Source organism: Burkholderia sp. Ax-1719 (assembly GCF_011753055.1).
Lineage (GTDB): Bacteria > Pseudomonadota > Gammaproteobacteria > Burkholderiales > Burkholderiaceae > Paraburkholderia.
Genome location: NZ_VWWJ01000024.1, coordinates 44,782 through 57,400, shown reverse-complemented (window position 1 = coordinate 57,400; position 12,619 = coordinate 44,782). Strand labels below are relative to the sequence as shown.

Here is a 12,619-nt window from a genome sequence, read left to right as displayed (position 1 = left end):
GATCAATCCAGGTAAGAACGACTGGGCGAGGTCCGCAGGAAGCCCACCAGCGAAGCTACCGGGGCCTGCTTCCGGCGTTGAAATTTGGTGTTACGGGAAATGAGCCTGCTCCATTCCTTATACGCTTTGCTCATATCGTCCTGCGCTCCCCCACCATTCGTATGAAGCCCCCACATCTGCTTGCGCAGCGCCCGGGTCACCTCGCCATGCTCATGGCAGATATTCAGTTCGCTATCGACTTCCATGCTGCGTCGGTTGACGTTGGCCGAGCCGTGTGTTGTGAAAACGTCGTCAACGATCATCAGCTTCTGGTGGATATAGACGTAATCCCATGGCTGGCCAGCCGGTGTATCCGGAGCAACCAGGGTGCAGACCAGCACTTTCAGGCCCGGCATGTCCTGCGGAGGCACCAGCTGCTCGTCCTTCGTCATGCCATCCGGGCTAAGGTTAGCGACCCGTCTTTGCTCCTGCCTGACCTCATTGAGCTGCTGCTGAATGTCGGTCTGACGCAGCTGTGAATCTGCGGCGTAGTTCGCCAGTCCCTGCATGTGCGAGAAGTCCGCGCCGTGCTGCATCATGCGCTGGCTGGTTGCCTGTTCGTCGGCAAACTGGTCCGTCAACGCCTGCGCCTGCTTTGCAAGCTGATCGCTTTTCTCCAGCTTCTCGACGCCAGGCATCCGGTCGACGTAACCAAGCGCATCAAGCATCTGGTACGTACTGACCGTTCCAAGACCAATGCCATCGTCATTCGAGTTCGTGACCACGAACAGATAGACCACGCCATGTTTGGCCGGATTGCGCCCTCCCGATGTCTGTGAGTTGACGTTATCCCGCAGTTTGTTGGCCACTGGCATGTAGCGGAAATACTGGTTCTCGATATAGACGAAATTTGTCGCGTTGTTAACCGCCTGAACGTAGAGCTTGCTGATGTCCTTCGTGCCGCCCTTGCCGTGCTGAGACTGCGTGCGAAGGATCTGCGCCATGACGGGTTTGCCATGCTCCGGGCGCAGTTTCAACTGACGGGACAGGCCCGCCCGCGCTGCAGTGATATTCTGGCCGGTCGCATCGTCCCACGCCTGGCAAAAATTCCGGTTCAAATAATCCAGAATCGGCCCGGTCACCTTGGCCGACATATCCTGTCGCGGATGCAGGCCGTTGCGCCCCATTCTCGGGGCCTGTCGCAGATACGTGTGATCGTCCCTGTCCCAGTATTCGTCAAGGGTGTTGTGGCCCATCACAAATCCGATTGCCTTCTCCGGCGCTTCGTAATCGACCAGCACCATTTTCTGGTGATGTGACGGCTCAGCCGTCATTGCCGCGGTATTCAGATCTCTCAGCGCGCGGTCGCCATCCGGGCCACCCATCCATGTACGCCATGCGATTTCGGCGCGCTCCCGTAGATCGAAATCGCGCGTGGCAAATTCAATGTTTTTCAGCGGCGTTGGAGCCCCCGGCAGCGCGTTCAACCCCACCGTAACGAGGGCTCTCGCCGCCGGGAACGGGTTGGCTTTCGTCCCAGCCGAAACCCGCGTAACGTTGGTCAGGCTGGCCCGCTTGTACCAGAGGATGTCAAACTCTCTCTGGGCGCGGGTACGTCCGTCCGCTGCCGCACCTGCCAGCCCGAAAAGCCCGTGGTTACCGGGCATCATGTCCTCTGAGAAGGACGACACATGTAGCGCATCGCTCCAGACCAGCAGACGTATCTTGATATCAGGTCTTTCCAGTCCCTTGTATTCGAGAAGCTCACCAATCGACGGCGCGCCCGACGCATCGCCTCCCCGTCTGAAATACATCGACGGCTGGAATCCCCAGCACAGAATGTCGATGCTGTGCTCCGCATTCCGTATTGCATCGAACACAGCGCCGAATGCGGCCTCGCCGTTCACAAGAGGGAGATACGTTGCCGGTGCAGGGAGGTATTCCGTTCCCTGCACAAACCATGGCGATGTGAGCCTCGCGCCTGGCTTGCAGCTCAACGCGATCGGCGTGGTAATGGGTTTGGTGGTCAGCGTTGCCATAGGTTGGTCCGCTATTTGTTTCAGACGTCCGTATCAGGATTGAGGAGCTTGTTATAGGTTGCGCGGTGTTCCGCGCGATCAACGTCGCCGGACGTGCTCTCGTGAAAATGAAAGCCATCGTTAGCGAGCGTGCCGTTGGCGACATTGCCGCGATACACTTCTGCGACCGGGACTTCGTGTGTGACGCCGTTGGCCAGTTGCAGCGCGTACTTCTGCGTCGTGGGATGGTGATCGATCTGAAGCAGCCCGCTCTCGTCAAACACACCCTGCTTCACAAGCGTTCCGCCAGCGAACAGTTTGTAAGGCATGCCAACGGGCATGGTCGCGCGCGCCGAAGGCGATGCTGCAGCGTTCAACGTAAGTGGGATCGTCGGTAAGCCTGAGAGTGAGGGGTGAGTCAGATCCAGCGGCATGTTCAGTGTCGCCTTGCCCTTCTTCTGGATCGTAATGACCTTGAAGAACAGATCGGCAGGACCACCGAGCGTAATACTGCTGTCCTTGAGCTGGATGAACGCGCCGCCACACTCCAGGACAAGTTCCTTCTTCGCGACAATCCGCGCTGTGCCATTGACAGTCGATATCGACAGATCCTGATCGGCGGTCAGAGACATGGCATCGGTCTGCGCCTGAATCTCGACCGGGCCTTTGGCAGCGAAGACCTTTATGCCAAGCCTTTGTGCGAACAACGAAACTCTTTCACCCGCCGCCACCGTAAAGCGCTTCAGTACGCTCCAGTCTGCGTTTCTCCCGGCCACTGCCGAAATGTCACCCTGCGCGGCAAGTTGCACGCTCTGACCCGCAACCAGCGCTGCCGACGCCGGTGTGCTCATCAACAGCCCCGGCTTCTTGAGGCCGTCCAGATCGTCCTTCATCTGCTGCTGCGCGTCGGTATCAGCAGGCTCAGCCTTCGCGCTGCTCGCGGACGCAGCCAGCGCCTTCGCAGTTGCCAGCGCGCTTTCGAGATGCGCGATGGTCTCCTGCATGTCGAGTTGCTTGCCAGTGGCAGAAGGCCAGTCATAGGTCGTCAGGTGCAGCCCTTTGCCAGCACGCTCGACCCCGTAGCCCGAAGTCCTCAGCTCATAGCCCTCGCCCCGGTACTCAAGCTTCTGGTTGACCAGATAGCCCAGATTGAGTTGCGACTTGCCCGAATGCTCGGTAGAAAGCTTGACGCCTTCCTGGCCCTCCCAGTCCTCCATGCGCAGCTTGTTGTTGCTCTGCGTGCGGATCATGTTGCGGGACAGCCAGCGGCGGTCGCTCGTCACCAGGTCGCGCGCCTGCGAGTGGTGATGGAAACCGCTGATTTCAGGCTTGTCCGGATCGCCATCCCGGAAAGTGATCGTGGCCTCGTCGTTATCGAGCGCGACGAAATGCATGCCGGTCTGAAGCTTCCCCGCGAACGGCTTTGCGAGGCGCAGAGGCACACTCTCGCCACCTTTGGGCCAAGGGCCAAAGTCTGCATCCAGACGGACTACGTAATAGCCCGCGGCGTTCAAATAGCTGTAGGTGTATTTGTCCGGGCTGCAAATTCGTGCTGACAGTGAACCGGCGATTTTTGCCCATTTAGACGGCTCAAGCTGGAGCCGGAAGCGCCGGTCGGCAGGGATTGCCTTGTAGGTGTTCGAATAAGCCTTGTCACGTGCGCCACGATGCGTGATCTCGATAACGACCTGTGCCTTCGGCGCGTCGGGCAGAACTATGTCAGTTTCGATCACGCGTGCGCACTGCAGCGCGATGACGTTGCTCTCGCCTTCGTAGATTACCTGGCGGGCCAGCGCCGCTTCGTGGCGCAACTGCGCTTCCCACTTCGCGCCTTGCTGGTCCAGATGGCCAGTGCCATAGATATACGGCTGGCCGTAGGTGGTCGAGTCGCTGGGGGCCACGTTCGCTTCGTCGCGAAAACGTTCCCAGGCGGAATCCGGGTTGTAGTCCGCGACACGGTATGACTGCGGCACGATCTCCATGTGCGTTTTCAAAGTCGTGACCGCTTCCAGACCACCCGACTCAAGGCCCGCCGCCTCTCGGTACGGCACGATCAGGCGCGGATCATAGATGTAATGATCGATGTCGTCACCGAACACGATCTGGTCGCCGTGCTCCGTCTCAACGATGTAGCAGTAGATGCCGGTCTTCTCCATGAGCATGTGCACATAGTCGAAGTCGGTCATCTGGTACTGGAAGCGCCATAGCACCTTCGGATAGTTGCCGCGCAGCCGGAACAGCATCTGGTGATCGCGGATGCCGTGGGCGCGCAGGATCTTCTGGACGATCTGCGGGATGGTGAGGTGCTGGAAGACCTGGGTGTTAGTGCCCGCCTGCAGTCGCCCGAAGCGCGACTTGAGAACGACCTCGTACTTCGTGTAGTCCTTCGTGGTCTGCACCGTCGAGAAGCGCTCGATGTAGCCCGAGAACTGCTTCGTCGTCGCGTCCTCGGCGACAATCCGGAACGTGCCCTCGCGGTTCAGGTATTCCGCGCGGGAGAGCTGCTGCGGGTGGGTCAGTTCAATGCGAACCACATTTGGCTCGCCCAGCCTTTCCGTAGCTTTGAACGCGACCACCGAGATTTGCGACGCGCTATCCGTTCCAGACACCTCCAGGAAATACGCCTGCCGTCCTGTCAGCAGCCTTGAAAGCGGATCCTGTACTGCCATTTTCTTTACCCCCTCCTTGTCACATCACCCGAGGCTTATGCAGACCATCCACATCGAAGATCATATTTATATGCATTCCTAACAATATTTGAATCGCATTTTCGTCGAATAGGATGCGGTGGGCCTTTTATATTACGGCTTCGAGGTCATCGCGATTGGATGACCAAGTGAAAATGTCCTCTTGAGCGTAATCTGGATCAATGTTCCCATCCGGCAAGCTCTCTGATCGTTGCCCCTCTCGATGTTATCCACAGATCTTCTCGCGAGGCCGGTGCATAGCTCCCGGTCTTCCTTCCAGATTTCCTTGATCACGCAAGCATCCCACGCGCGCCTCGCAACCGATGCGCCCTGAATCAAAGGTCTGTTGCACGCAAAAGCCCTAAAGATCGTGGGGAAAATGCCGTTAATCCCGACATGTTGTCGGGCCGTGACCGGCCGATCTGCAAGGAATCCCATGCGCAACAACCAACCCGTCACGCAGCAGGAGTTCGACTACCCTGCTTCGCAGATGCTCGTTTCGGCCACCGATCTCAAGGGCCGTATTCAGTATTGCAATCCCGCGTTTGTCGCCGTCTCCGGTTTCACCAAGGACGAACTGATCGGCAAGGCGCATAACGTCATTCGCCATCCCGACATGCCGTCCGAGGCCTTCGCCGACATGTGGGCGACGATCGGTTCGGGCCGTCCCTGGACCGCGCTCGTGAAGAATCGCCGCAAGTCCGGCGATCACTACTGGGTGCGCGCGAACGTGACGCCCGTGTCCGAGCAGGGCACCGTCGTCGGTTATCTGAGCGTGCGCGTGAAGCCCAGCCGCGAAGAGGTGCGCGAGGCCGAGCAGCTCTACGCGCAGATGCGCGAGGGCCGTCTGCGCGGCGTGCGTCTGCAACAAGGCGATCTCACGCGCACCGGCCTGATCGGCTCGATCAAGGCGCTCATGCGATTGCCGATCGCCACGCGTATCGGCATCGGCTATGCACTGGTGCCTGCCGCGCTCGCGGCGGCGGGTTTCGGCGCGTGGCAGGGTCTGCCGCCCACGCCGTTCTGGTGTGCGTTCGGCGCGGCCGCCGTGTGCAGCGTCGCGGCCTGGCGTCTGTCCACGCGTCATCTCGGCGCGCCGCTCGCGCAGATGTCGGCGGCTTCAACTCGCATGGCCGCGGGCGACCTCACCGCAACGCTGGCGATCGCGTCGAAGGACGATCTCGGCGATGTGCTGCAGGCGCTCAATCAGCTGCAGGCCAATCTCACGGCGATCGTCTATGACGTGCGCTCGCAGATCGACGGCATGCTCGACGCCGCGCACGAAATCTCGACCGGCAATCTCGATCTGTCGCGCCGCACCGAACTGCAGGCCGCCTCGCTCGAAGAGACGGCGGCCACGATGGATCAGCTCACCACCACCGTACAGGCCAACGCCGAAGCCAGCACCCGCGCGCTCGATCTGGCGCGCGAGGCGCAGGACGCCGCCGCCCAGGGCGGCTCGATCGCGGGCCGCATGGAGCGCACGATGGTGGGCATCACCGACGCCTCGAAGCGCATCGCCGACATCACCGGCGTGATCGACGGCATCGCCTTCCAGACCAACATCCTCGCGCTCAACGCGGCCGTCGAAGCCGCGCGCGCGGGTGAGGCGGGCCGCTCGTTCGCTGTGGTCGCGGGCGAGGTGCGCATGCTCGCGCAGCGCTGCGCGGCATCGGCGAAGGAAATCAAGCAGGTGGTCGATGCCAGCGTGCACGAGATCGCCCAGGGCACGGAGCTGGTCGACCTCACGACCGCGCAGATGCGCGCCATCGACGAGGCCGTGAGCCGCGTCTCGTCGATCATCGTCGAAGTCGCCAACGCCAGCGGCGAGCAGGCCGAGGGCATCCGCCAGGTGAATCAGGCGGTCGCCCATCTGGACAGCGCGACCCAGCAGAACGCGGCACTGGTCGAGCAGGCCGCGGCCACGGCGCAGCGTCTGGCCGAGCAGGCCGATGTACTGGACGAGGCGGTGCGCCTCTTCACGGTGGCGGGCGCGGATACTCACGTGCCCAAGAGCCCGGCGAAGCGCCCCGTCACGCGAACGACGCGAACCCAGCACGCTCGCGAGCAAGCCGAGGTTTAATCGCGGGCGGCCGCGGCCGCACATCACGCCGTAATGCCGCCGTAATCGGATCGCGTGCTCCGATTAAGCTGACAGATCGGCATTTGTCCCATCTCGACAGCAGGCATTCCAGCCCGCAATATCGCAACCGTCAGACACCCACCATGTGGATGTCTGATCCGAGTAACAACGGCGTTTCGACGGCTCACCTGGCCTCTACCGGGTGAGCCGTTTTTTCTTGGCGGGAGCGCCGCGCGAAAGGTGAGAACTTGCGGGATCCGGCGTTCGATCAGGCAAGGCCTTGCCGCCTCTGCAAACGTATTAAGCATCCTTTGCGTCATGCCCGTGACAATGCCTCAGGCGGCGAAACAAGTTCGGTGCACCGTTGCAGGGCGCGCAAAAATGCTCGTGCAAACGTTGACTCGCGTTAAACTGGCTGGCCGGGTCAGGCGGCGGCGCGGTATGTGCGCCCGCGCTCACAGCACTGAGACGCCGCGCGGCCGACCCCGTACAATTGGCTCGACCACCTACGAGGACAACATCAATGCGCACGACCGGGTCTTCCGGAACCATGACCCTGCTCACCGAGCATGACGACGCCACCGGCCGCGAAACGCGTTCGTTGCGCCTCGAATCTTCGGCCGACGGCAAGAGCCTGCTGCTGATTGAAATCGACGAGCGCAAGCCGGGCATCCACCGCGAAGTGCGTTATGAAATCACGCCTGCGGAGCTGATCGCCGCCATCCGCGCTCAAGGCGCCGAGCTACCTGGGGAATCGCACACCCGCTAGGCCGAAGCCGGCTGATTGCGGTTTAACCACGCGCCTGCGTATCGTGCGGGCCGTGTGCGCGAAGGCGCCGTCATGGTGTCTTCGCGCGTTCACACGCTTGTTCTTCTGCTGTTTTCTTCAGTATTTCCTTAGTAGTTTCCTGGTAGCTCCTTGATAGTTCCTTATTAGCGCGCCGTTTCACACGCCTGCCGCGCGTTGCATGCATGCTCGCCCGCGTGCGTGCGTGCGTGACGGCTCTCTGGCGACCGCCGTACGCGCCGGGGCTTAAGCGCATCGATTCCGCATTGGGCGTATGCTCCCCAACGCGCGTTCCAGGGCGCTTGCGGCCTCGCTTGCACGCCTTCGAAATGCGTCCATAATCGTTACGTTACTCTTCCAATTTGCGCTGCCCGCGCGGCGCTCCCAAGGCAGGAAGTAAGCCGATGCTACATGACCTCATCGCGCAGTACGGCCCTGCGCTCGTGTTTCTCAACGTGCTTGCAGGCGCACTCGGCCTGCCGGTGCCCGCCATGCCCGCGCTCGTGCTGTTCGGCGCGATGGCCGCCATGCATCCGGGTTCGATCGGCCAGCAGGTCGCGCCGGTGCTCGGGCTGTCCGTGATCGCCATGCTGATCGGCGACAGCGTCTGGTTTATGGCCGGACGGCTTTACGGCGGCAATACGCTCAAGACGCTCTGCAAGCTCTCGCTTTCGCGCGACACCTGCGTGAAGAAAACCGAACGGTTTTTCGGCCGCTGGGGCGTGCGCGTGCTCGCCGTCGCCAAGTTCGTGCCGGGTCTTTCGCTCGTCTCGGTGCCGCTGGCCGGCGCAATGGGCACGCCGTATCGCCAGTTCGTCGGCTTCGACGGCATTGGTGCGGCGCTGTGGTCCGGCACCGGTTTGCTGATCGGCGTGCTGTTCGCACCGCAGATCGACATGATGCTCGCGGGCGCAAGCCGTCTCGGCCGCTTTGCGCTGGTGGTGGTTGTGGTGCTGCTGCTGGTCTACGCCGCCTACCGCTGGCAGCGCCGCCGCCAGCTCATCAAGAAGCTCGCGAACGCGCGCATCACGGTGGACGATCTCTACCGCGCGATGGCCAACAAGCCGCCGCCCGTGGTTTTCGACATCCGTTCGGAAGAAAAGCGCAAGCTCGATCCGTTCATCATCCCGGGCGCGCTGTTTGCCGACGAGCGCAAGCTCGACGAGATTCTCTCGAAGTATCCGCCCGAGCAGAAGCTGGTGATCTATTGCTCGTGCCCCAATGAAATTTCCGCGGCCTGGATGGCGAAGAAGCTCGTCGAGGCCGGTTTCGTCGACGTGGTGCCGCTGCTGGGCGGCCTGGACGCCTGGCGCGATTCCGGGCGTGCGCTCGAATCGCTGCTGATGACCCAGCATCCCGAAGTGCCAGTCAACATCACGCCGAAAGCTGTCTGATTCCGCGCGGCGGCAGGGGCCAACGCAGGACCTGCCCCGTGCCGCCGCGCGCATGAGGAGAATCGCCTGATGGGCTCCATTGCCACTGAGCCGCCTCGCTACGAGGCATCGCCGTCCCCGCAATCCACGCTTTCCGATACCCAGCCGCAACCCGCCGACGCGCCGTTCTCGACGCTCTCCACGCGGCGGCACCAGATGTTCCCCGAACTCACCGACGACGAAATCGCGCGCCTCGCGCGTTTCGGCGAGCGCCGCCATTGGGAGCCGGGCGAACTGCTGTTCCACACCGGCGAAACCGGTCCCGGCATGTTTGTGCTGCTCGCGGGCTCCGTGAAGGTGTTCCAGCGCGACGGTCTGGGCCGCGAGCGTCTGATCGTCGAGCACGGTCGGGGTCATTTCCTCGCCGAGGTCGGCCAGCTCTCGGGCGGCCCGGCGCTGGTCGACGGCCTGGCGCTCGAACCCGTCGACGCCATCCTGATTCCGCCCGAGCAGTTGCGCGCGGCCATCGTTGCCGAAGCAGAACTCGGCGAGCGCATCGTGCGCGCGCTGATCCTGCGCCGCGTCTCGCTGATCGAAAAAGGCGCCGGCGGCCCGATTCTCGTCGGCAAGCACAACGATCCCGCGCTGCTCTCGCTGCAAGGCTTCCTCACGCGCAACGGCCATCCGTATTCAGTGCTCGACGAACGCGACGAAAGCAGCATGCTCTGCGTGATCGAGCGCTTCGCGGCGCGCTGCGAGGATCTGCCGCTCGTGATCTGCCCCGACGGCACCGTGCTGCGCCATCCGTCCGCGCCGGAACTCGCGACGTGTCTTGGCCTGCTGCCCGAACTCAACGGCGAGCGCGTGTACGACGTGGCAGTCGTCGGTGCGGGGCCGGCGGGCCTTGCCACGGCGGTTTACGCGGCCTCCGAAGGGTTGTCGGTGATCGTGCTCGACTCGCGTGCGCCAGGCGGCCAGGCGGGCGCGAGTTCGCGCATCGAAAACTATCTGGGATTTCCAACCGGCATTTCCGGCCAGGCGCTCGCGGGCCGCGCGTTCGTGCAGGCGCAGAAGTTCGGCGCCCATGTGGCGATTCCGGTCTCCGTGAAAAAGCTTCATTGCAACGAACATCCGCGCCGCCTCGAAACCTGTAGCGGCGATGTGCGCGCACGCACTGTCGTGATCGCGAGCGGCGCGATCTACCGGCGGCCCAGCATTGCCGGGCTCGACCGCTATACGGGACGCGGCGTCTACTACTGGGCCTCGCCGGTGGAAGCCAAACTCTGCAAGCACGAAAACGTCGTGCTGGTCGGCGGAGGCAATTCAGCAGGGCAAGCGATCGTTTATCTCTCCACCCAGGCGCGCCAGATCGACGTGCTGATCCGCAAGGCCGGTTTCGAATCGACGATGTCGCGCTATCTGATCGATCGCATCGCTTCGCTGCCGAACGTGAATGTGCATCCGCGCAGCGAGATCGGCGGCCTCGACGAGGACGCGTCCGGGCTCGCGGCGATCCGGCTCAAAGCGCCGTGCCCAGAAGGCATCGACCATTTCGACGCGCGCCATCTGTTCCTCTTCACGGGCGCGGACCCGAACACGAGCTGGCTGCGCGAATGCGGCGTGGCGCTCGACGCAAACGGCTTCGTGCAGACCGGCGCGAACGATGCGTCGTGCAGCCTGGCGACGTCGGTCGAAGGCGTCTACGCAATCGGCGATGCGCGCGCGGGCTCGACCAAGCGCGTTGCGGCAGCGGTGGGCGAAGGCGCGGCCGTGGTCGCGCAGATCCACCAGCTGCTGGGCGCGATGCCCTCTGCCGCCGAGCAGGCCGTCACGCCGGTGGCCGCGATGGCGGGCCTGCATGCGTGATGACGCGGCGCTCGAAGACAACGACGCGAGTCGTTGCGCGTCGAGCGCCGCCAGTTGCGTGACGCTGCCGTTGGCAGCGGCGCGCACGCTGCATCTGGCCGCGCAAGGGCTGCTCGCGCCGCCGCGCCGCAAGGCCACGCAGGACGACGTGCTGGCCGCGATCCGCCGCATGGCGCAACTGCAGATCGACACGATTCATGTGGTCGCACGCAGTCCTTATTTCGTGCTGTTCAGCCGCGTCGGCGCGTACGACATGCGCTGGCTCGACGCGCATCTCGCTAATGGGCGGCTGTTCGAATACTGGTCGCACGAAGCCTGTTTCGTGCCGATCGAAGATTACGGGCTGCTGCGCCATCGCATGCTGGATCCGTCGGGCATGGGCTGGAAATATGCTGCCGACTGGCATGCGAAGCATCGCCGCGAAATCGACGCGCTCCTGGAACGCATCCGCGCGAACGGGCCCGTGCGCTCGTCCGATTTCGCGCGCGCCGATGGCGACAAAGGCGGCGGCTGGTGGGACTGGAAGCCCGAAAAACGTCATCTGGAAGTGCTGTTCGCGACCGGCGCGCTGATGGTGGCGCAGCGCCACAACTTCCAGCGCGTCTATGACGTGGCCGAACGTGTGCTGCCCAACTGGAACGATGCGCGCGATCTGCCCACGCGCGCCGACGCCGAACGGACGCTGCTGCTTCGCACCGCGCTTGCGCTGGGCGTGCTGCGCGCGGATTGGGCCGCCGACTACTATCGGCTGCCGCGCCGCCCCTATGGGGAAGCGCTGCACGCGCTGGCCGACGCGGGCGAGCTTATCCCCGTGCGCGTTGAAGGCTGGAAACCCGACGCCTTCGTGCATCGCGATCACGCATCGCTCATCGATGCCGCCGCGAATGGCACGCTCGCTTCGACGGTCACGACGCTGCTTTCGCCATTCGATCCGGTGATATGGGACCGCAAGCGCGCGGTGACGCTATTCGGCTTCGACTATGCGATCGAGTGTTATACGCCCGCGCACAAGCGCAAATACGGTTACTTCGTACTACCGATATTGAGCCGTGGAAAACTGGTAGGACGGGTGGACGCCAAAGCGCATCGCGCCCAGCAGATATTCGAAGTGAAGTCGCTGCATCTGGAGCCGGGCGTGCGTATCAGCGGAAGGCTCGTCAGCGATGTGCGGCGCGCGCTGCAACGTTGCGCCGATTGGCATGAGACGCCGGAATTGCGCATTGGCGAAGCACCGGAAGGTATGGCCAACGCGTTGCTCGCGCAGACGCCAGGCGATGCCTGAAGCGCATCGCCTTGAAACGCCTTGATTGAATCAGCGCTCCAGCTTCACGCGCAGTTCGCGCGCCGCTTCGAGCAGACCTTCATAGCCGGAACGCGCATGTTCGGGCAAGTCTGGATCGCCCACCAGCGCACCCAGCGTTTCGATCAGGCTGAAGACGAGGCCCTTGGCCGCGCCCGCCGCAATGCTGCCGCTTTTCACGCCTTCGTCGACATGCGAGAACGCAGCGTTCAGATTGTCCAGATCGGTTTGCGGCGCGGGTTGAGGCAAGCCCGCACCGGGCGCTTGAGCGTCATGCTTTTGTGTGTCGTCGCTCGTCATGATGAATTGTTTCCCCTCGCTAATGCTTCGTAGAAAGAATCCCGCACTGCAGTTATATACCCATCGCAGGCAGCCGTCCAATGGCCTCCCGACCACCCCCGAATCTTCTCACCTTTGCGTCTGGAGCGCAGGATCGCGCGCTGCCATCGTTTGAGGTTGTTCATGTGGACGAAGAATAAAAAGCCTCAAAAACAGGTGTTTTTATCGGTTTACACGAATGGCGGCG

8 protein-coding genes are annotated in these 12,619 nt (G+C 62.7%); 5 read left to right on the top strand and 3 right to left on the bottom strand.

Features of this window, described 5'->3' with window-relative positions:
* Positions 1 to 2: 2 nt before the first annotated feature.
* Both F3J17_RS29500 and vgrG read right to left on the bottom strand, forming a co-directional pair.
* On the bottom strand, positions 3 to 2,018 hold the full coding sequence (locus F3J17_RS29500) for a phospholipase D-like domain-containing protein (RefSeq protein ID WP_167067711.1): 2,016 nt from the start codon (positions 2,016 to 2,018) through the stop codon (positions 3 to 5).
* Positions 2,019 to 2,038: 20 nt separating this feature from the next.
* Positions 2,039 to 4,666, bottom strand: coding sequence for a type VI secretion system Vgr family protein (gene vgrG / locus F3J17_RS29495; RefSeq protein ID WP_167067708.1), 2,628 nt, complete (start codon positions 4,664 to 4,666; stop codon positions 2,039 to 2,041).
* A gap of 454 nt (positions 4,667 to 5,120) precedes the next feature.
* Here vgrG and F3J17_RS29490 point away from each other — a divergent pair, with 454 nt between their 5' ends.
* From F3J17_RS29490 to F3J17_RS29470, 5 genes are all read left to right on the top strand, one after another.
* Entirely contained in the window at positions 5,121 to 6,767 is a 1,647-nt protein-coding gene (locus F3J17_RS29490; protein ID WP_167067705.1) for a methyl-accepting chemotaxis protein, read from the top strand.
* A gap of 523 nt (positions 6,768 to 7,290) precedes the next feature.
* The gene (locus F3J17_RS29485; protein ID WP_167067702.1) at positions 7,291 to 7,536 is read left to right on the top strand and encodes a hypothetical protein; all 246 of its coding nucleotides are present in this window, start codon (positions 7,291 to 7,293) and stop codon (positions 7,534 to 7,536) included.
* A 422-nt stretch (positions 7,537 to 7,958) separates the two neighbouring features.
* Positions 7,959 to 8,948: a DedA family protein/thiosulfate sulfurtransferase GlpE gene (locus F3J17_RS29480; RefSeq protein WP_167067699.1), complete on the top strand. Its 990-nt coding sequence runs from the start codon at positions 7,959 to 7,961 to the stop codon at positions 8,946 to 8,948.
* Positions 8,949 to 9,017: 69 nt separating this feature from the next.
* On the top strand, positions 9,018 to 10,793 hold the full coding sequence (locus F3J17_RS29475) for an FAD-dependent oxidoreductase (RefSeq protein ID WP_167067696.1): 1,776 nt from the start codon (positions 9,018 to 9,020) through the stop codon (positions 10,791 to 10,793).
* A 58-nt stretch (positions 10,794 to 10,851) separates the two neighbouring features.
* On the top strand, positions 10,852 to 12,075 hold the full coding sequence (locus tag F3J17_RS29470; RefSeq protein ID WP_345891268.1) for a crosslink repair DNA glycosylase YcaQ family protein: 1,224 nt from the start codon (positions 10,852 to 10,854) through the stop codon (positions 12,073 to 12,075).
* A 30-nt stretch (positions 12,076 to 12,105) separates the two neighbouring features.
* On the opposite strand, the gene F3J17_RS29465 is transcribed toward F3J17_RS29470, so the two are convergent.
* Positions 12,106 to 12,393: a hypothetical protein gene (locus tag F3J17_RS29465; RefSeq protein WP_240161204.1), complete on the bottom strand. Its 288-nt coding sequence runs from the start codon at positions 12,391 to 12,393 to the stop codon at positions 12,106 to 12,108.
* Positions 12,394 to 12,619 lie beyond the last annotated feature (226 nt).